Source organism: Azotosporobacter soli (assembly GCF_030542965.1).
Lineage (GTDB): Bacteria > Bacillota > Negativicutes > SG130 > SG130 > Azotosporobacter > Azotosporobacter soli.
Genome location: NZ_JAUAOA010000008.1, coordinates 84,275 through 105,027, shown reverse-complemented (window position 1 = coordinate 105,027; position 20,753 = coordinate 84,275). Strand labels below are relative to the sequence as shown.

Genomic DNA, 20,753 nt, shown 5'->3' with positions numbered 1-20,753 from the left:
GTTTTTAAGAAGTAACGATTCGATGGTTGTGAAAGTATTGTAATGAGCGTGTAGAAACGCAACGAGGGGGATATTTATGGAGTTTCAAGAGCTTACGCTGAATGACAAAACATTATTTGACCGTTATCTGCAAGCGGGCGGCTATGAAAATGCCCATTTAAATTTTACAAATTTATTCATGTGGCGCAAAGCAACCAAACTGCGTTGGGCAGAAAGCGACGGTTATATCTGTCTGAAGACCGAATGGCAAGGTGAGAAGGCATTCTGTCCGCCGATCGGCGAAGGGACCGGTCTCGCCTTATTGCTCGACAAGCTGGAAGACGTTTGCCGTCAAGAAGGCTTCCGACTCGAATTCCGCGGCGTCGAAAACAAAGTTCGCCTTCAATTGGAAGCCGCCCGGCCTGACTATTTTTCCTTTGCACCGGATCGTGATGATTTTGACTATGTATACCGTAGCGAAGACTTAATCAAGCTCAGCGGACGCAAATACCATGCAAAGAAGAATCATCTTAACTCATTTCGCAAATCATACGGCAATCACGAGTACCAGACGATGGATGCCCTCAACGCGCTGGATTGCATCACTTTCCTCGACGACTGGTGTCGCCAGCGCGGCTATCAAAGCGGCGATGAGCTGGATCAGGAACGAGGCGCAGTAATCGAAGCTCTGACGAATTTTTCAACACTCGATCTTAGCGGCGGAATTATCTATGTTGACGGCGCAATCCAGGCTTTCAGCTTCGGCGAACAGGTCCGCCCTGACATGGCGGTAATCCATGTGGAAAAAGCGAACGCCGAACTGCGCGGCATTTATCCGGCAATCAACCAGCGCTTCTGCCAGGAAGCCTGGAGCGACGTGCAATATATTAACCGCGAAGAAGACATGGGGCTTGAAGGTTTGCGTTTGGCAAAAGAATCCTATCATCCTGTCAAGTTCGTCGAGAAATACCGCGCAACGCTGTCCTCGGCCAAAGCAAATGCAACGCGCTGCTGCAGCAACGTCGCTTCCTGATTTTCAAGCGCTCCCGAACTGCAAAAAGATGCCCAGGCAAATTCATTCTTGCCTGGGCATCTTTTTCACTTTTCACCTTATATCGTTACGCCATGCTTAGCAGCTCTTTAATGCCATTAATGACTTGGCCGCCGTGTTCCACATTGCCAAAACCATATCGGGCAAAGATGAACGGGATCTGCGCAATTTTCGTCGCTTCATAATCGCCCTGCGTATCGCCGACATAGGCCGCATCGCTTATCTTGTTCCGCTCCATCAGCAGCCGGATGTTCTCACCTTTTGGACGGCCGGTATCGCCAAAGCACTCCCAGTCGCTAACATATTCTTCAATACCGGCTTTTTTCATGAACAGTTCGATATAACCCGATTGGCAGTTGCTGACAATAAAGATGCGATGCGTTTGCGCCAACGTCTTTATCGTTTCAACCACATCCGGATAAAGAAGATTTGCCGTATTTTCCGCCAACGCCTCATGCTCATATACACAGCATTTTTCCATGAGCTGTTCCTTTGTCTTTTCATCGGCATCGTGAAACAGACTGTCTGCAATCGCTTTCATCGTCTTGCCGAATTCTTTTTTTAAAACGGCTGCACTGACCACGGCCGCCGTGTTTCCAACTTCGCCAATCGCCTTGTTCCAAGCTTCTGCCACAACGCCGGTGCTATCCCACAAGGTGCCGTCGACATCAAATATTATATCCTTCATCATGAAACCCTCTTTCCCTAGTGTATTGACCCTACTATTATACCTTTTTCTCCGGATGCTTTCACCTATTTTAAGCAGGTCTTTTCAGCGCATCAAAGAATTATAAATAGGATATGATTTAAAAAGCTTCTGAAAAAACAGCAAAGGGGTACTCTTCTATGTCCAGCTTCAATTTCGACAGTGCCGTCGCAGCCTTTCGCCGTTATACAGCATCCTTTGAACAAAAAGATCCGCTGATCGCCCTTAAATATGACCATACGTTCGGCGTCGTCCAAACCAGTCTCGAATTATCAAACGCGCTGCGACTCAATGAAGAAGATACGTCACTGGCAGCGCTGATCGCCCTGCTTCACGACATCGGCCGCTTTTGGCAGGTAGACCAAAGCGGCTCCTTTACCGATACACAGCAGCTCGATCATGCTGCGTACGGTTGCCAGCTCTTATTCGACGAAGGACATATTCGCGAATACCTGGCGGACTGCCGTTTTGACGCGTTACTTCGTTTTGCAATCGCCAATCATAGCGCCTTCAGCATCGCCCCCTGCCCGGATCCGCAAATGCTCCTGCATGCCCGTTTGATCCGCGACGCCGATAAACTCGATAATTTCCGCGTAAAAGACATCACCAGTATCGAAACCTTGCTGCAAGTCTCGCCGCAAGAGTTGAACCGCGCCTCGCTCAGCCCGCAGATTTATGAACAGTTTTTGCACTGCAGACAGATACGCCGCGAAGATCGCAAGACGCCCCTTGACATCTATGTCAGTTACATCGCCTTTCTCTTCGACTTGAACTTTTCCGCCAGTTACCATTGGCTCAAGAAACATGACTATGTCTCCCGCCTCTTCCAGCGCCTTTCCCCACATAATCCCGCAACTGAGCGCCAGCTTTACGAACTGAATAAGTCGGCCCAGCGCCACATCCGGGAAAGATTGGACGCTTGATCCGATTTCTTCCCAGCAACGCAGCCAGGAAGTTAAAGCAGCTGCATGGTTCTCCGTCATAATCAAATTTACATTAAGGAGTTGAAACGCAAATGATCCTCTATGACGACAAAAAACTTTTGCTTTCAGAAGGTGATGAAGCCTCCGCCGCTTACATCAGAAAGCAGTTGATCGCGTATAATATGGCGAGCGTTCCACGCGATGGCCTCTTGGAACTTGAACCATTGCAAATCGTTTTAAAAGATGAGGCCGGAACGATTGTCGGCGGCATCAATGCCAACACGATTGCCTATTGGAAAAAGTGCCGGATCGATATATTCTGGATTGACGAAAACTATCGCAAAACAGGCTATGGGAGCATACTTTTAAAAAAGGTGGAGGAAATCGCGCGGGATCGCGGCTGTACGGTGGTTCAATTGGACACTTATAGTTTTCAAGCGCCTGCATTTTATCAAAAAAACGGTTATGAAGTTTTTGGCGCGATCGAAAACTCGCCTACCGGCCATACACAGTACTTCTTGAAAAAATCGCTACTAAAATAAACCAGCCTGCTTTTCATTTTCTAGATTCCTACCACAAAAAATGAGGTGAGCGGATGAAAATCCGCTCACCTCATTTTACTGTTTTTGGGGGGTTAATCGGAAGTCGTCTTTTCTATGTAACGGCAATTGACGTTAAGGTGTTTCAAGTAAAGCAACAATCTTTCATAAAGCGGCTGCGCTTGCTCGCCATACTTTTCTTCCAGATTTTCGCCGATTTCCCGCACCGTTCTCCTGCCGTCGATTTGCAGAAAGACATAACTTCCATACTCATCCAGTGATCGCCTCGTATACTCCGGAATCCGAAAAGCAAGTTTGCGGAAAAAACGTTGTATCGGATGATCTTGTTTTTTGCGTATCGTTACAATATTGTCCGCACCGACTTCATAATCTACGGCGTCGGCGATCTTAAATATTGCGTCTAACACGTCTTCATTACTATTTGGCATTTTTTACTTTGCTGGAGATTATCGGGAGGATGGTCGCTACAATCAGAACCACCAGCAGAAGGAACGCCATTCCGTTCGTAGCGGCAAAACCGCTCGGATCACCAACTTTAATGACATTCGTCACTTGCAGGATGATGCCGATCAGACCCACGATCGAACCACCAGCAACCAGTCCGGACGACAAGCTAATGCCATTGGAAACCTTCACTTCTTTTTCTTTTTCAGAGGTGCACATTTTTTCCACAAACCAGCGAACCAAAGCGCCGATCAGAATGATCGAAGTAGTGGAAATCGGCAGGTAGAAACCGATTGCAACCGTCATAATCGGCAGTTTCAACAGATACAGTACCACGCCCATGACAACGCCTACAATGATCAGCGGCCAAGGCAATTGCCCCGACATGATGCCAGCCGTCAACGTCGCCATCAGGTTGGCCTGCGGCAAAGCAAACGGAACACTGTCGCCCGTCATCGCCAATTGGCTCGAAAGCAGCAGGATAACGCCGACAACGACAGCTACGCCAACGACGGAAGCGATCGTGAAGTATTTATCCATTTCATTTTTCTCGCCGCCAATGATGAAATTAACTTTTTGCGATTGGCAATAGCCGCCCGCAATCGAAATGGCCGTAACGATGAAAGTACCAAACAAGAGCAGCGACCGGTTGCTTTCAGGATTCTGCCAGCCCATCACAACGAAGAGCAGCGTAACCAGAACCAACGAAGCGATCGTCATGCCTGATACAGGCAGATTCGAAGTACCGATCGTACCGGTCAAGCGACCGGAAACGATAACGAACAAAAGCGAGAGGAACAACGATAACACGGAAGCAGAGACAGCCATGACCATATTGCCGCCCGAGCTCAGGAAGCCAGCTAAAAAGCCGACGACAATGCCGCCGATCAGAATCGTGTTCGCAGAAGACGAACCGCCTGATTCATTCGACGATTTTGCATTAAGCGTTTCTTTAATTGAGGAAATAATCGTCGGGATCAGCTTGATCGCACCGATCAGACCGCCCGAGAGCATCATGCCCGCGCCGATATATTTTACATAGCTGCCTGCAATATGCTTGACTTGCATCGCGCCGATCGCAACGCTGTGGTTATTCCATACCGTTACGCCGTCTTTAGCAAAAGACGAGAAATAGCCAATCAGAGGCAACACGCCAAAGTTAGCCAGGATCGAGCCGGCAAACATCGTCAACGAAACATCCATGCCGACGATAAAGCCGATGCCGACCAAAAGCGGGTTAACTTCAATGGCAAATTTCCATTTGTAAAAGGTTTCATTGACAAAGCTGATTACGTTATTTGAGACATTCAAAAACGATTCCGTGACCACGGTAATCGCACCGCTGATAACGAAACCGATGCCCATGTACTTTACAGATTCGCCTGCACCTTCGGAGGCAACCAAGGTTTCCGAGATCGCCATCGACTCCGGATACATCAACGTGCCGTGTTCTTCCACCAGCAAATAATTGTATACCAGCGAGGCAATACCAATGCCGAACAGCACGCCGCCTACGCCGACTGCCAGACCTTCCGCGAAAGACACTTGCGCGCCGATCAACAGGATGGACGGTAAAACGAAGATGATACCGCTGGCAACGGATTCGCCGCCGCTTGACATACCTTGAATCAAGTTTTTACCAAGAATGCCCTTTTGTTTCGCAAACGTTGCGATAAAGGCCGAACCGATAATCGCACCCGGTATGCCCGCAGCAACGGTAAGACCCGATTTCATGCCCGAATAGGCAGTCGATGCTGCAAACAAAGCAGCCAGAACAATACCGATAATCATTACTGCCAGGTTTCCACCCGATTTAGAGCCGCTGGAAATGTACGGTACATAATTCTTACCGGCTACACCGCCATACGCATCTTTGGATAGCTTTTTCTCCATCATACATACCCCATTTGTTTTTTATTTACATATTGCAAGATGATTTTCAATAAAATGTATTATAAGAACGTTTCGAGAAAATCCGCTTGCAATGATGTCGCCGCAAATCATTTTACGCTTTTCAATACTTCCAACAAATATTGCCACATCCGCTGCACGGATGAAATGCTCATATGCTCATTCGGTGTATGTACATCATACAAATTAGGACCGAATGAAATCGCATCCAACTGCGTGAATTTCTCCGAAAAGAGTCCGCATTCAAGTCCGGCGTGGATCGCCGTGATGTGCGGCTTCTTGCCGTACATTTTTTCATATACCGATTCGAAAACAGTACGGATCTTCGAATCCGGATTGTACGCCCATTCCGGATAGCCAGCCTCTGCAACGACGCTTCCGCCATTCAGCTTCGCCGTTGTAACGATTTGGTTATACAATTCATTGCGCAGACTTCTAACCGAACTGCGCACCGAAGTGATGAAATCGATCGAGTCGTTGCCGACCGCGACCACGCCAAGATTCAAAGAACTTTCCACCAAGCCTTTGATGTCCATGCTCATCGAGATAACACCATTAATCAGCAGATACAGATAGGTAATCACGTTTTGCGTCGCTTCTTGCGAGAGCACCTGCACAGGAAGCGCAGACAGCACTTCAAAATCGACTCGCACGTTTGCATCTGCCGTACGTAATTCCGCGGCAAACATTTCGCCATACGTATGAAGCGTCTGCTCAACAGGCTTTTGCGCTTCCGGTTTTACCAGAATAACGGCATCAGCCTCACGCGGGATTGCGTTATGCTTGGAGCCGCCGCTGAGTGAAACAAGTCTGCACTCGGTTTCCGTCAAAAGGGCCATCAGAATGCGCCCCATCAATTTATTGGCGTTGCCCCGCCCCTTGTCGATTTCCATGCCTGAGTGTCCGCCCTTTAATCCTCTGAGCTGAATCCGATATGCCTTCAGCTCAGGCGTAGGTGTTTCCCAGGTCGCAGGAATGGTCGTCTTTGCCGTGATGCCGCCCGCACAACTTACCAAAAGTGTGCCTTCTTCTTCCGAATCGATGTTGATCAGCGTCCTGCCCTCAATATGGCGAGGATCCAGGGCAATCGCCCCGTTCATGCCGGTTTCTTCCGAAGTGGTGCACAAAAGTTCCAGCGCCGGATGCGGATACTCATTAGAAGCCAAGATGGCCAGTCCCATCGCAAGTGCAATGCCGTTATCCGCGCCTAGCGTCGTCCCCGTTGCATAAATCATATCGTCGACAATGCGCAGCTTCAGCGGATCTTTCATAAAATCATGCGCTTCGTCCATGTTTTTTTCGCAAACCATATCCATATGCCCCTGCAAAACAAGGGCCGGACTCTTTTCATATCCGGGAGTCGCCGGCTTTTTGATTACAACGTTCCAGGCTTCATCCTGCACATAGGCCAAACCATGCTCTTTGGCAAAGCCGACCAGATAATCGCTGACCGCTTTTTCATTGCCCGATCCCCTTGGAATCTTCGACAACTGCGCAAAATATTGAAACACCTCAACCGGTTGCAACTCTTTAAGAACGTCTTCCATGATTTCACATTCCCTTCCTAATCGAACGAATCGCTTTATCTCAGCGCAAATCATGTGCAACATTGCACATTCCATTTTATACCACATTTTGTATTATGACAACAAGAATTTCTATTTTTTTCCGCTTTTTCTCTAAATTTGTTGCAAAAGTAAAGCAGCGTAAAAACTGCAGAGTAATTATTCAGTTTCTTCGTTTAATTCTAGCATTGCCTTCATTTTACAGCAATGACGTGATTGCACAGTTTTTTTTTCAATTCTTTGTTCAAACTATACACAAGGCTATGCAGTCTGCAGTCTGTGACCTTCTTGCGCTACAGTGTATTTTGTATTTTTTGTTAAGCTACGCTACGCGCGCTTAGATCATAAGAAAAGAGAGGCAAACGATTCCTTTCTCCGTTTGCCTCTCTCTTCTCATTTTGTACAAGGTGCTTCTCTTAATGAAGAAAATTTCCCAGCAGCTTATTCGTTACCTTTTCTTTAACTTTTTCCGTAACCTGTTCTCGCAGCTCTGCGCCTGAGCTCGGCAAATTACGGCTGCGCAGCGTTTCCATCACATCCTGGCTCAATTGTTCAGGATAAAATACGCCGAAATCTGTTTTTATCGCCAGATTGCTGACTTCGACCTCCGCCGCACCGCGTTTTATAAAATTGCCTGTTATCGTTCGAAACGCAATGCCGTAGGCTGTTCCATTATAGATGGTAAAGCTTCCTTGCATGGTAGCTGCCGCATTCGAGCCAACCGCCGTCCCTGTCATTGACAGCGGGCCGCTGACGTCTTTTTTCGTCAGCTGCGCCGTATCCAATCCGTTGCCGGAAAGCGTCAGATTGTACTGCGCCGTAAGCGGATAGACCACACCGCTCGCGGCGACGGAGCCTCCGCTCATGTTGCCTTGCGCGCCCAGCAATTGCAACGTTTCCTTTGCATAAGAAAAGCCGCCATGAATATTGCTGATTTGCTTATCGCCAAACTGCAGACTGCCCAGCGTAAAATTTCCGCTAAGCAACGGCGAAAACACGGAGCCGCTGATTTTCCCCTGCGCAGTCAACCGTCCACCGGTCTGCAAATCGGGCAACATCGCAGCCGGATCCGCATCCGGCATCTGAACGCTAAAATCCAGTACTTGTTCACCGGAAGGCATCGTCGTCACCCGTCCCTCTGTCGTGACGCTCTGCCCCTGATACAATGCTTCTCCCTCGCTAAACAGGATCGCCTCTCCCTGTTTTTCAAACTTGGCTCCGCCTTGCGTCAACGCTAAGGCCCCGGTCGTAGTGACGCCCGAAAAACGTCCGCTCAGCGTTTTCACCAACATGGCGCCCGATAAATTATCTTTACCGATTTTGACGCTGCATTCTGTAAGTTTGCCGTCCGTTATCCGAATGGGATCTTGCTCTGCCGTCAATCCCAATTTAGCCATTTCCACGCCTTTAGCTAAAAGCGTAAGTTCCGAATCGCCCTGCGTGTCCCACTGACCGTCTAATCTGACCTCAGCTTGTTCTACTTTTCCTACAGCGGCAAGTCCGACTTGACTTCCTTGGCGAACATCTATTTCACCGTTCAACTGTTCCACGCTTTGCGTGAGAACATCACTTTCCAGATGCAATTTCCCCTCTTGCACCTTCACGCCTCCGACAAAACCGGTTTCTTCTTTCGACGTCGGCTTCAACAGTCCCGTCCAGTTCAACTGGCCCTGTCGGTAAACGACCCAGATTTCCGGTTTTTCCAGCGTAATCCCTTGAATCAGTTGCGGTCCCAGCTTGCCCTTCCGTAAATCGTTCCAGTTGTAACGCAGCTGGACCCGCTCTATTTTTGCCAGCGTCTTGCCGCTCGAGTCAATCACTTCGACTGCTTTCGCCTGCACAGAGCCTAGTATCGATAAATCAAGACTACCCACGACGATTTGTCCGGTAACAGCCTCATTCGCCTGCACCAGTAACACTTCCGTCGCCGCTTGCCGTATCTTACCCGCAGTCCATTGAAATAAAAGCACGCCTGTTAAAAAAAACGCTGCCAAAACAAGCATGCTTATTTTTTTCTTGCTCCATTTCGTCCGTAAATCTGTTGCCGCTGCTCGCTCTTCGTCCATTCCCGTTCATGCCTCCAGATTTTTTTACATTCGGTTGATTATATCTCATTTGTTCACAATTTACAAAGATCCGAGGCGTGATTTCAATCTTTTGTAAGAAAAAAACGGCAGCCTACATTCTGCGCGTTGCAGATAGAGGCTACCGCTTTTTATTCAGCTTTAAGGATTTACCGTTTCTTTGTAGATTTGCTTGCCATCCTTAATTTCAAGAATTACAGCGCTTTTTACTGCGTCATGCTTTTCGTTCAACGTCAATGATCCGGTTACCGCCGGGAAATTTTTCGTAGCGGCAAGCGCTTCACGAATTTTTCCCGATTCGGTGCTGCCTGCCCGTTTGATCGCGTCAACCAAAGCATATGCTGCATCATAACCAAGAACAGCCATCGCATCGGGAACCTGACCATATTCTTTCTGATACGCTTCAACAAAAGCCTTCGATTTCTCGCTCTTATCATCGACCGAATAGTGATTGGTGAAATAGGTGTTATTTAGCGCGACCGCGCCTCCAATTTCAACCAACTTAGGCGAATCCCAACCGTCGCCGCCCACAAACGGCACCGTTATGCCAAGTTCGCGTGCTTGTTTAATGATTTTGCCAGCCTCTTCATAATAGCCGGGCAAATAGATCACTTCCGGATTCGTCGCTTTTATCTTGGTCAAAATCGTTTTGAAATCCTGATCCTTTTGCAAATACGCCTCTTCCGCCAGGATTTGTCCGCCGCCTTTTGTAAACGCCTCTTTGAAGAATTGCGTTAAACCCTTACTGTAATCGCTCGAATTATCAACCATAATTACCGCTTTTTTCGCCTTCAAGCTGTTGAGCACAAAATTTGCTCCGACAGTTCCTTGAAACGGATCGATGAAACATACTCGGAACGTATAGTTTTTAACTTTGCCGTCATTTTCATTGATCGTCACTTTAGGATTGGTCGTAGCTGCTGCAACAAACGGAATCTTGTTGTCTTCCGCAACCGTCGAGGCCGCAATTCCATTCGAACTGGTCGTAAAACCGGTTACCGCAATGACTTTATCTTGCGAAATCACCTTTGTCATTGCATTTGAAGACTCCGACGGCTCGCCTTTGTTATCGGCCTCAACTGTTTTAATTTGCTTTCCGAGAACGCCGCCTTTCGCATTGATTTCTTTAAATGCAAGTTTTGCTCCGTTATTGGCGGACGTACCAAATGAGGCCGTATTGCCGGTCAACTCATATACAACGCCGATTTTAATATCATTGTCGGTGCTTTTACCGCAGCCCGCCAACAATCCTGCCATCATCGCAACACCGGCTACTACGCTGATCCACTTTACATTTATCTTTTTAAACACAAACATGCCCCCTTCTCGCTTTATCTCCTGTTCTCTATTTTTCTTTTTCCCTTTGGTCTTTTTCCTATAGCTCCCTTTAAAACATCCCCCCCTAAGCAAAGCCTGGATAAGTTCAAAAAAAGACGCCTTGAATAAGTTTAACTTACTCAAAGCGTCTTCGCTTGAAAGACTTTTATTTGTCGCTATTTTACATTAGATTTACAAATAAGTAAATAGCTTTTCAAAACTTTTGTCGTATTGTATTGCATTTTGCTTTTTGCAGGGTTTCATTAGCGTGGCGCGAATTTCTTTCAAAATAGAACAGATAACGCCTTTCTTGAAAAATAAGACGCATATAAAAAGGGGACCTCCACATGAAAAAAGAAAGTTTTCTCATCTTGTTTCTGCTATTTTTCTTGCAGCTGCCTTCCCTCCAGGCAGACGCTGCTCTAAACGAGAGCCGTGCTAAAATCGAAGCGCAGTATGGCACGCCAGACTTAGTGGAGAATCATCAGAAACAATTTGCGCCCTGGCAGGAGTTGAGCGACACAACTGCCCTCGCCGCCGCATATGGCTATCTAAACGCAGTTGGCGAGTCCGTTTCGAGCCGCTGGCTGACGTATGACGAAAGGAACTGCGTTACAAAAGAACTGGTACTGTTCAAACAGGCGCTCAGCGTACGTCATTTTGCACCGACTTTTGGAAAAGAATATGACGTCGCCGCCAAAACGAGTGAAGTGTTTGTAGAACAAACGCTGCGTGGGGAACAATTGACCGCCATCCTCGTTCAGCCGGACGGCGCACGCGTGCAACTGCGCTTTCTGCCGCAAGGCTATGAGACAAAACCAAACATGCACACCAGGCTGATCGGTTTCGAGGCGTCACGAATTTCCGAGGACGAACTGCAGAGAAAACTATCGCAGCGCATTTGGCGCAAAACCGATAATTTTTTTCAAGAAAAATTGTATTTCTCCGAAACGTTAAAAAAACGCAAGCGCACCGACATGATCGTCATTCACCATACGGCAATTGAAGGAATGAGCGTTGCCGACATCCAACAACTCCATCTGTCAAACGGCTGGGCTGGAATCGGCTATCATAAAGTGATTCTGCCTGATGGAATGGTTCAAGACGGAAGGCCTTTGGAAATGGTAGGCGCGCATGCGCTCGGCGCAAATTTGCACAGCGTTGGCATTGTCGTTGTCGGCGACTTCGAGCAGCGTCGTCCAAGCGAAACGCAACTGATCAGTCTGCTGCAAATCACACGGCAAATGATGCACCGATATAAGATTACGCCAGAAAATGTTCGGCCGCATCGTGAAGCGACTGCAGGGACCAGTTGCCCAGGCGCGCAATTTCCCTGGACAGAGTTTCGCACACGCTTAAACGCAATGCCGTAAAAAACACGCTGCTCCGTCCTTGCATCTACGCAAGACAAGCAGGAAATAGGACATTCTACCAGAATATAGTATGATTATCTGCTAAATTCAACTTCTTTAGGAGCACTTATGAATTATGTTCACTTATCCGTCATAAGTTCACTATTTGGCACACTGTCCATCCTTCTGATTTATCTCTACCTCTATCTGATGTATCGCGAACGTTATATGGGAATCTGGGTTGCCAGCTGGAGTATTCTGCTGGCACGCTATCTCCTTTTTGATTCCGGATTGCTTCCATGGACGCAATCGATTTTCGGCCTCGGCGTCTACCAAGCGCTGATCATTCTCAGTTCCAGCATGTTTGTCTGGGGCACCCACCTTTTCATCAACAAACCGTTTCACCAACGCTGGCTTCAAGTAACCGGCGGCGTCGCTCTATTAACCATAGCAGGCAACTTCTTTTTCACCTCACTAATTGACCGACTGTTGATCCCTGTTTTTTTTGGCGCTTTTTTGTGCATCTGGATTGGCCTCATCTTTATCCGCCATTTAAAGCTTGCCGGCATCGGCCATTACCTTACCGGTTACGCTTTCATCCTTTGGAGCCTGCTCACTCTCACGCTCCCGTTTACGGTTACGGTTCCTGAATTGGCGCCGTGGGGCTATATCCTCGGGGCCATCCTGCGTCTGGCCATTGCAATTGGAACATTAATGGTCTATTTTGAAAAAACCAGAACCGACCTGATCAGCAAAGAAGAACAATACCGTCTTTTGGCCGAAAATGCGATTGATATCATTTATCACCAACAATTGCAGCCCGAATCAAAGCTCACCTATATAAGTCCTTCCGTTTTTTCGATAACCGGCTACCGCCCTGAAGAATATTATGCTGACCCTCGCTTGGTCTTTAATCGCATCCATTCTGACGACCGTTCACTGTTCACAGCCTTTCTTCATGATCTGCCCCATTCCACCCAGGCACCGCTGACGTTGCGCTTCATGCGCAAAGATACGACCGTCTTGTGGGTTGAACAAAAGTGCGTCCCTATTATTAATGAACATGGAGAAGTCACTGCACTCGAGGGCATCATTCGCGACATTTCCGCCCGTATAAAGTTAGAGCAGATGTCCGCTATGTTCGATCGGATGAATATGGTCGGCAGCATGGCCGCCACCGTCGCACACGAAATCAGAAATCCGATGACGACGGTTCGCGGCTATTTGCAAATCCTCGGACGAAGTGAAAAATACCAGCCAGACAAAGATAAATTTCATTTGATGATTGGCGAAATTGATCGGGCCAATACGATTATCCAGGAGTATCTCGCTCTGTCCCGTGAAAAATCCGTCAATTTTAAAACGCATTCGTTGAACGGCATTATTGAATCCTTATTTCCGCTGCTCGAGGCGCATGCCACCTCCTCCAGAGTATCGGCCAGCCTGGTTCTGACTCCGCTGCCCGAATTACCGCTCGACGAAAACGAAATTCGCCAACTACTTTTAAACTTAGCACGCAACAGCATTGAAGCCATGCCGGATGGCGGCAATCTGGTCATCCGCACCGTCTCCAACGAAAACGAGATCGTACTGTCGGTCTGCGACCAGGGGATGGGGATTCCGCCCCACGTCCTTGAGTATCTCGGCACCCCGTTTGTCACCACAAAAGATTCCGGCACCGGACTCGGACTACCGATCTGCTACCAGATCGCACACCGCCATAATGCCCGCATCCGGGTCGATACCGGTGACAACGGAACGACCTTTTTTGTCCATTTCACTTTACTATCATAGCAAGTGCTCTTATGAGCCCTTTTTTAGCGAGTGCGACACACTCCTAAAAAGGGCTTTTGTTTTTCCGGCTCGCTCATGTCTCCCTCCCCCATATCCCAAAGCAAAGGGGGTGATTGTTATGCGAACGTAAGGCCGCGCTCCACTGCGCCACGCTCAAATAGCAAAAATGAAGGGGATGGAAACATGAACAACCATTATTCAGAAGACCAAAGACGCGTGATCGCGCCTTCCAGCGTTCAAATCGAACTCCAATTTGCCGCAAGCGATGTCGAAAAAAGAAATGTCTTCCAATTCCGTTATCACACCTATGTTGTTGAAATGGCAAAGCAAATTCCAGCCGCCGATCACGAAAGCGAGCAGCTTTGTGATGATCTTGACGCATGGGGCGATATTTTGTACGCAACCGTTGAAGGTGCAATTATCGGTACGATCCGAATCAACACCGGATCGATAGACGACTTTCCCCCGAGTCTGCGAAAAATCTTGGCCTTGCACGCCTTTCAAGATCATCCTTGCCAAGATGGAACGCCTCGTTTCTCCTACTGCTCAAAATTAATGGTCGCTCCGGCCTACCGCAGTTCTTCCGCTTTTTATCTGCTCGTCTCCAAAGGCTATGAACTGTTTTGCACCAACCAGGTGCAGTTTGCTTTCACCGCCTGCAATTTTCATTTGTTTCGCCTCTATGAACAAATGGGATTTCATCGTTATGCCGATAATTTTACCGATCCCGGTTATGGTCTCTTGGCACCGATGGTTTTGCCGGTGAACGATCTCGATTATATGCGCGCCAGGCGCTCGCCGCTTTTTCGGATCGCACGCAAACGCGGCAACGTCGAACAGCAATCCGTCCAATGGTTTCACGCAACCGTTGATGATCGCGCCCCTATCGTCAACAGTCAGTTAATCACCCCCGATGAACTATGGTCGCTAATCTGCAGCCATTTTACCGCGTCTCCTATGGAATCCATTCCTTTATTACGCACTCTATCTGAAGCGGAAGCCAAGCTTTTCTTTCACGCTTGCGCCAGTCTGGTTCGCTGCCATGCAGGCGAAGAATTAACGCGTCAGGGCGATGTCAGCTACTGCTATTATCTGCTTCTGTCCGGCAAGTTAAAATCACTCACCTTTATTCGCCCCCCAAAAGAATATGCCATTCCGGGACATTTTTTTGGCGCTAACGGGCTATTAGGTCACGCAAAGCATACCGAAGACATTGTCGCAGCTACGGATTGTAAAATTCTGAGTCTTTCCGGCATGGCTTTTCAAAAGTTCTGCCATGCTCAGCCGGACATCGCCGATAAACTGTTCCAACAAAACATAACCCTAGGCTGGAAATAACAGCACCTTTAACGATTTGACCGTTTAAAAGCAAGAACAGGGAACGCAGATTCACATCCGCGTTCCCTGTTCTTTTTTCACTTCTTTTCTTTCACTCTTCCACATGAAATTCACGAAAAATGTCTTTGCGTAACTGCATGAATTTCGCGTCGGATCGCTCGCGCGGTCGCGGAAGATCGACGATTACTTCCCGCTTGATGCTTCCGGGCCGATCCGACATCACAATAACTCGATCGCCTAAATATAAGGCTTCTTCAATATCATGCGTAACCATGATCATTGTTGTTTTTTCTTTTTCCCAGATGGAAAGAATCTCTTGCTGCATCTTTAAGCGGGTCAGCGCATCCAATGCGCCAAACGGTTCATCCAACAATAGGACTTCAGGGCGGTTAACCAACGCACGCGCAATGGCGACACGCTGCGCCATCCCTCCCGACAATTGGCCCGGGTATGCTTTTTCAAAACCGGTTAATCCAACAAGCGCCAGATGCTCTTTGATCAGCTTCTCTTTTTCTTCTTTCTCACCTTTCTGCAGGGCAAACTCGATATTTTCCTCTACAGTCAGCCACGGTAGTAATCGATGTTCCTGAAAGACAATGCCGCGGTTCAGTCCGGGACCCGCAATGCGTTTTCCCTCCAGCGCAACGCTCCCCTGATAATCCATCTCAAGTCCGCCAATAATTCTAAGCAGCGTACTTTTTCCACAACCGCTAGCCCCCACGATCGCAATGAATTCCTGCTCATTCACGCAAAGAGAAATGTTTTCCAGCACCGCGACCTGGCCATCTTTTGCATCAAACGTTTTGTACAAGCCGGATACCGTCAAGTGCGCTCCTTTATTCATACGCCTGTAAAAGCTCCTCTCCACTTGATCAGCTTGGCTTCCAGCATACGAAGAGCACTGTCCATGATTTTCCCAACAACGCCTATCGACAACATGCCGACAAACACTTTATCCGTTTGCGCCAACGAACGCGCATCCGTAAGCATAAAACCGATCCCCTTCATCCCGGCAGATAATTCCGCAGCAACCACGCACATCCACGCATAGCCTAAACCGATGCGAAGCCCAGACAAAATAAACGGCAGCGCCCCCGGAATCACCACTTTGCGTATGAATTTTCCACGCGGGACTTCCAACACTTTCGACAACTCCACATACTTCTGATCCGTCTGGCGAATCCCATCCAAAACATTGATAAAGATGGGAAAGAACGCGCCCAATGTAATAATGAACACCTTCGATCCCTCTTCAATGCCAAACCAAAGAATTGCCATCGGAAGCCAAGCAATCGGAGGTATCGGACGCAATAACTGAATCGTTCCATCCATCAACTCGAATAAGAGCGGAAATACGCCCAGTCCCATGCCAAGGCCGATTCCTAAGAGCGCCGCCAGCGCAAAACCTTCCAGCACCCGTACCATACTGACGCCTAAATGCGTTATCAATTCACCATTTTGCAGCATTCCCGCCGCCTCCGCCGCAACCTGCGTAGGCGCAGGCAGTAAGACCGGCTTCACCAAACCAGCCACACAAATTCCTTGCCAGAGCAGAAAAATGAACGCGGGTATGACTACTCGCTTCCAGGACGTCCCGCCCGAGAAAATCTTCATAGTTAAGAGAGTCGCCTTATTTAGTACAGCTTCCACGTTCTTGTTTCCTCCCGCGCAATTCGATTTATCAATTTCGGCGTATCAGCGCGTCAACATCGACTGGCGTTTTAATCAATCCATTTTTGCGCATAAAGCTTTCCGTATCTTTCATATCTGATACAAACTTATCCGTAATGACATCACTATAATTAAATTTCCCTATGATCTTCGTCATTTGCGCAGGCGGAATCTTGATGTCTTCCGTCAGAAGCTTTACGCACTCCTCCGGATGCTGCTTCAAGTATTCATTGCCTCTTCGGAACGCTTTGAGCATGGCATCCACGACCTGCGGATTTTTTTCAACCATATCGCCGCTGGCCATCACAACCGCATAAGCCTCATAAACATCCGTTCCGTCAGCAATCACTTTTATCTCGCCCGCCTCTTCCAGTTTCGTGATCAGCGGTTCCCACATGACGCCGGCATCCACATCGCCGCGCATCAACGCTACCGGCAAGTCATCCATCGTCATATGCACAAATTGAATATCATTCACCGACATGCCGTTCTTTTCCAGTAATGCAATTAATAATTTCTGTCCATAGGAAGCCTTGGTAGTAGCCACTTTCTTTCCTTTTAACTCTGCGACAGAAGAAATGGCCGATTCTTTCTTGGTCACCATAGCCAACGTCTTAGGTCCGGCAGACGCGATCGACACAATACGATAATTCGTACCGGAAGAGCGTCCGATAAATACCGGGAAGTCGCCCATAATTCCCATGTCCAGCTGACTGGAGGTAAAGGCCTCATTCACCATAACGCCAATATTAAACGGTTGCCATTTAACCTTATACCCTACCTTTTGCAATTCCTCATCAACAAATCCCTTTTTCTGCGCTACCCACATGTGCGCATAATGCGGCAAAGGAACAATGCCAAAACGCAACTCCTTTAATTCCGTTGCCGCCTGTTTTTGCTGCGCCGGCGCATTACCTGCACAGCCTGCGAGCAGTGTCGCTGCCAAAAAAACGGCTATGATTGCTACTAAAAATTTTTGCACGCTCAATTTCTCCCTTCCTTATTTTGTTTCTTCCTTCACAGCGCGTTCGCGTAGCACGATTTTCGCTACCACTTCCGCCACTTCTCCGGTAAAGGAGATGCATTGTTTCATATGTTCCGGCGAACCAAGTTCTTTTCCCTGCGTCAACGCACGACAGCAAAGCATTTTGTGGCGGCTCTGGAAATGATCGTGCAGTTCCTTTGCCAGTTGCATCGTTTTCGCTACTTGTTTATCTTGCGCCTGCGTTCTTCCGAAGAGCATACCGAGTGCCATCACGCCTCCGGAGACAGCGCCGCACGTGCATCCCGCACCGCCCATGCCTACGGGGAAACCGGAAGCCATCGCAACGACCTCATCGGAAACAGATGGTGAAAATGCATCCTTAATTGCTTTTACAATCGCTTCCGAACAGTAAAAATCGCCCTTTCGATAATATTCTTCCGCCTCGCTTCTAATCTCAGAAATTGTTTTTCCAGCTATCATTTTTCTCTTCCTCCCCTGTCGCCGTTCTCATTCATTTCCTTTATACCACCTGTATATTTTCTTGATAAAGAAATTTATTCCTGCAGCTTACGAAAAAGTCGTATTGCCTCTAATCCACTACATATGGCGGCATCATTTGCAAAATCACCTGGCGCACAAAAAAGCGCCCCGGACAAATTATCCAGGGAGCTTACTCTTTCTTCAACTAGAAGTCATTACATCACTCGCGTTTTTTCACAGCAACCAACCGACTGCCTACGGACGATTGCAAACCGTTTGCGCCTGATCATACCATTCAAAATATTTTTGCGCACCAGCCGCACCGGACTGGACCAGCTCATTTTTCTTCTCATCGCTCAAACCAAAATCCGTCGTCTTGACGCCCAAGGTATCAATATAAATAGTCCGATGCCAATCGTCGCTGTGCAGGTGCTGGTTTTGCTGGCTTTCCGTGATCGTCTCCACAATACCCCAAGCATAGGAGAAAAAATCATCGATCTTATTATGTGCCGGTTCTGCCTGATCGCGAAAGACTGCAATCTCCCTTCCCGAATCCAGACGGAACCCCAGTGTCTCCTGATTATATAGATAGGGACTCACTTCGATGCCTTGTTTTTTAAGCATTTCATTATGCTCTTTATAATAGTCCGGTTCTGTCGCATACTGGGCGACATATTTTTGGCGGTCGAATAATTTGACGGGATAATTATCGAGCAAACCGCCATCCACATAAACATCGTCGCGAACGTTCCTCTTCGCGGCAAAAAAGAGAGGGATTGACATCGAGATACGAACGGCATCCGCAATACAGGTTCGCGGCGTATGTTCCGCTGAAAACACTTCCGAAAAGCGTGTGGAAAGATTCGTTCCGACAAAGTACATCTCCTTAAAGCCCTGACTTGCAGCAAGTCCATTTACAAATTCAAATGTCGCATCACTGTTGCCTGTTTTATTTTTAATGATTTCGCCTACCCACTCACGAAAATAGTCGCCCTTATACCAGCCAAAGTCTTTGATTAATCGCTCCGCATCGCGTAAAATCCCCCATGAACTGTCTAAAAATTTATTAAAGTCCAGTCCTTTTAATATCGTTTCAATTTCGCTCAAGCTGTAATTGAGACCGCATAACAACGCCATAATCGCGCCTGCGGAAGTGCCGCCTACTCTCTTCACATTAGGCAGGACACCTTTTTCATCCAGTTTTTGCAAAGCGCCCACATATGCGATTCCCTTGACGCCGCCGCCCTCAAAAATCAAATTCGTCATCGGATACGCCATTTTCATGCAGCCTCCTTTTTTCTACATAAGGAACAAAGCAATCCCAACAAGCGTCACTCTGTCTCCATGAAACAAGAAAACCGTTCATCCATCTTTGTCGGCGTGAATTCGATCGTTTCATATTCCGCCGCCTGCTGCTTATAAAAAGGATCTTGTTCCAGTATTTTTTGCAGTTCCGCCTGTGAGTTCACATTAGCAATAATCACACCGCCGATCCGCGGATTGCGACGACCGGAACAGATGAATTTTCTTTGCGCGTATTGCTCGTCCAGAAATTTCACGTGCGCTGGCAGGAGCGCGTCGACTTCCTCCAGAGACTTCCTATACTTCAACACAACTACAAACATTTCTTATCCTCCCATCCTTTTCTTAGCTATTTAATCGTTTAGCAATCGGATGCTCCTTGTTTAACTCCAGCAAGTCCCATAGATTGCCGTACAAATCCTTGAACACCGCAACCATTCCATAATCCTGCTTTTTCGGTTCGCGCACGAACTCGATACCGTTCGCCCACATCTCGTTATAATCGCGCCAGAAATCGTCCGTATTGAGAAAAAGAAAAACCCGTCCGCCGCTTTGCATTCCGATATGTGCTGCCTGCTCCGCGTTCGACGCTTTCGCCAAAAGCAGCGTCGTTTCCCTCGATCCCGGCGGAGCGACAACGACCCAGCGTTTATCCTGCTCCGGTTGGTAGCTGTCTTCGATCAGCGTAAACTTCAGTTTCTTCGTGTAAAAATCAATCGCCTCGTCATAATCCTTAACAACCAAAGCAATATGAACGATTGCCTGCTGCATCGCAAAACCTTCTTTCGTTATTCTTCATCTGTAATTCTTTTAAGCGGTGCATTTTTTCTGCCCCTCTATATCAAATTCCAGTCATTGTCACCCGACTCCTCCTCTCCGAGAAAAAATCATCTTGCACTATGCTATAATAGACGAAAGAAACTGAAAAGGCAGGTTTTGCAAAATGAAATTCTGCGCCGCTTGTTCTATGCCTCTGGAAAATGAAACGTTAATCGGTTTAGAAAAAGACGACCAATCCTTTTGCGCCTACTGCGTCAATGAAGAAAAAACGGTCAAATCGTGCGAAGAAATTTTCGAAGGCGGGGTACAGTTCTTCCTAAGTCTTGATCCTTCCTTTACGCGCAGTTTCGCTGAGAAAAATGTCCGAAAAAATATGCATAGCTTGCCCTATTGGAAAAACAACACCGCCCCTTGCCTGCAAGGGGAAATAGCCAGCGACGAAGAATTCGCCCAGATCCTCGCTCGTCTGCAAGGCTAGCAAAAAGAGAAACAACTGCCATAAACAGCAGCT

General features: G+C 47.8%; 20 protein-coding genes. 7 read left to right on the top strand and 13 right to left on the bottom strand.

Annotation, left to right across the window (positions count from 1 at the left end; translation table 11 throughout):
* Nucleotides 1-76 precede the first annotated feature (76 nt).
* Entirely contained in the window at nt 77-1,012 is a 936-nt protein-coding gene (locus tag QTL79_RS09655) for a DUF2156 domain-containing protein (protein ID WP_346354762.1), read from the top strand.
* A gap of 85 nt (nt 1,013-1,097) precedes the next feature.
* Here QTL79_RS09655 and QTL79_RS09650 read toward each other — a convergent pair whose 3' ends face one another.
* Nucleotides 1,098-1,721, bottom strand: coding sequence for an HAD family hydrolase (locus tag QTL79_RS09650; protein WP_346354761.1), 624 nt, complete (start codon nt 1,719-1,721; stop codon nt 1,098-1,100).
* Between the two features lie 155 nt (nt 1,722-1,876).
* Here QTL79_RS09650 and QTL79_RS09645 point away from each other — a divergent pair, with 155 nt between their 5' ends.
* Entirely contained in the window at nt 1,877-2,659 is a 783-nt protein-coding gene (locus QTL79_RS09645) for an HD domain-containing protein (RefSeq protein WP_346354760.1), read from the top strand.
* A 92-nt stretch (nt 2,660-2,751) separates the two neighbouring features.
* Nucleotides 2,752-3,201 (top strand): GNAT family N-acetyltransferase, encoded by a 450-nt coding sequence (locus QTL79_RS09640; RefSeq protein ID WP_346354759.1) that lies wholly within the window; start codon nt 2,752-2,754, stop codon nt 3,199-3,201.
* Between the two features lie 92 nt (nt 3,202-3,293).
* Here the strand turns inward: QTL79_RS09640 and QTL79_RS09635 are convergent, their stop codons facing one another.
* The 5 genes from QTL79_RS09635 to QTL79_RS09615 form a co-directional block, all read right to left on the bottom strand.
* Nucleotides 3,294-3,647, bottom strand: coding sequence for a PqqD family protein (locus tag QTL79_RS09635; RefSeq protein ID WP_346354758.1), 354 nt, complete (start codon nt 3,645-3,647; stop codon nt 3,294-3,296).
* Nucleotides 3,637-5,559: an OPT/YSL family transporter gene (locus QTL79_RS09630; RefSeq protein WP_346354757.1), complete on the bottom strand. Its 1,923-nt coding sequence runs from the start codon at nt 5,557-5,559 to the stop codon at nt 3,637-3,639. Before QTL79_RS09630 ends, QTL79_RS09635 begins: the two co-directional genes overlap by 11 nt.
* A gap of 104 nt (nt 5,560-5,663) precedes the next feature.
* Nucleotides 5,664-7,121: an aminoacyl-histidine dipeptidase gene (locus QTL79_RS09625; protein ID WP_346354756.1), complete on the bottom strand. Its 1,458-nt coding sequence runs from the start codon at nt 7,119-7,121 to the stop codon at nt 5,664-5,666.
* 434 nt (nt 7,122-7,555) lie between these two features.
* On the bottom strand, nt 7,556-9,205 hold the full coding sequence (locus tag QTL79_RS09620; protein WP_346354755.1) for an AsmA family protein: 1,650 nt from the start codon (nt 9,203-9,205) through the stop codon (nt 7,556-7,558).
* A 159-nt stretch (nt 9,206-9,364) separates the two neighbouring features.
* Nucleotides 9,365-10,540 carry an ABC transporter substrate-binding protein gene (locus tag QTL79_RS09615; protein ID WP_428845473.1) on the bottom strand — a complete coding sequence of 392 codons (1,176 nt, stop codon included), beginning with the start codon at nt 10,538-10,540 and terminating at the stop codon, nt 9,365-9,367.
* A 347-nt stretch (nt 10,541-10,887) separates the two neighbouring features.
* Between QTL79_RS09615 and QTL79_RS09610 the strand changes: the two genes are divergently transcribed.
* From QTL79_RS09610 to QTL79_RS09600, 3 genes are all read left to right on the top strand, one after another.
* Nucleotides 10,888-11,913 (top strand): peptidoglycan recognition protein family protein, encoded by a 1,026-nt coding sequence (locus QTL79_RS09610; RefSeq protein ID WP_346354753.1) that lies wholly within the window; start codon nt 10,888-10,890, stop codon nt 11,911-11,913.
* Nucleotides 11,914-12,021: 108 nt separating this feature from the next.
* Nucleotides 12,022-13,686: an ATP-binding protein gene (locus QTL79_RS09605; protein WP_346354752.1), complete on the top strand. Its 1,665-nt coding sequence runs from the start codon at nt 12,022-12,024 to the stop codon at nt 13,684-13,686.
* A 183-nt stretch (nt 13,687-13,869) separates the two neighbouring features.
* Nucleotides 13,870-15,024, top strand: a complete 1,155-nt coding sequence (locus QTL79_RS09600; RefSeq protein ID WP_346354751.1) for a cyclic nucleotide-binding domain-containing protein — start codon at nt 13,870-13,872, stop codon at nt 15,022-15,024.
* Nucleotides 15,025-15,115: 91 nt separating this feature from the next.
* Here the strand turns inward: QTL79_RS09600 and QTL79_RS09595 are convergent, their stop codons facing one another.
* The 7 genes from QTL79_RS09595 to QTL79_RS09565 form a co-directional block, all read right to left on the bottom strand.
* Nucleotides 15,116-15,868, bottom strand: a complete 753-nt coding sequence (locus QTL79_RS09595) for an ABC transporter ATP-binding protein (RefSeq protein WP_346354750.1) — start codon at nt 15,866-15,868, stop codon at nt 15,116-15,118.
* Nucleotides 15,865-16,674: an ABC transporter permease gene (locus tag QTL79_RS09590; RefSeq protein WP_346354749.1), complete on the bottom strand. Its 810-nt coding sequence runs from the start codon at nt 16,672-16,674 to the stop codon at nt 15,865-15,867. Before QTL79_RS09590 ends, QTL79_RS09595 begins: the two co-directional genes overlap by 4 nt.
* 31 nt (nt 16,675-16,705) lie before the next feature.
* The gene (locus tag QTL79_RS09585; RefSeq protein WP_346354748.1) at nt 16,706-17,677 is read right to left on the bottom strand and encodes an aliphatic sulfonate ABC transporter substrate-binding protein; all 972 of its coding nucleotides are present in this window, start codon (nt 17,675-17,677) and stop codon (nt 16,706-16,708) included.
* 18 nt (nt 17,678-17,695) lie between these two features.
* On the bottom strand, nt 17,696-18,160 hold the full coding sequence (locus QTL79_RS09580; RefSeq protein ID WP_346354747.1) for a C-GCAxxG-C-C family protein: 465 nt from the start codon (nt 18,158-18,160) through the stop codon (nt 17,696-17,698).
* 255 nt (nt 18,161-18,415) lie between these two features.
* On the bottom strand, nt 18,416-19,444 hold the full coding sequence (locus QTL79_RS09575; RefSeq protein ID WP_346354746.1) for a patatin-like phospholipase family protein: 1,029 nt from the start codon (nt 19,442-19,444) through the stop codon (nt 18,416-18,418).
* A gap of 47 nt (nt 19,445-19,491) precedes the next feature.
* Nucleotides 19,492-19,785: a YciI family protein gene (locus tag QTL79_RS09570; protein WP_346354745.1), complete on the bottom strand. Its 294-nt coding sequence runs from the start codon at nt 19,783-19,785 to the stop codon at nt 19,492-19,494.
* Between the two features lie 22 nt (nt 19,786-19,807).
* On the bottom strand, nt 19,808-20,233 hold the full coding sequence (locus QTL79_RS09565; RefSeq protein WP_346354744.1) for a VOC family protein: 426 nt from the start codon (nt 20,231-20,233) through the stop codon (nt 19,808-19,810).
* A gap of 172 nt (nt 20,234-20,405) precedes the next feature.
* Between QTL79_RS09565 and QTL79_RS09560 the strand changes: the two genes are divergently transcribed.
* Nucleotides 20,406-20,720 carry a zinc ribbon domain-containing protein gene (locus QTL79_RS09560; RefSeq protein WP_346354743.1) on the top strand — a complete coding sequence of 105 codons (315 nt, stop codon included), beginning with the start codon at nt 20,406-20,408 and terminating at the stop codon, nt 20,718-20,720.
* Nucleotides 20,721-20,753: the final 33 nt, after the last annotated feature.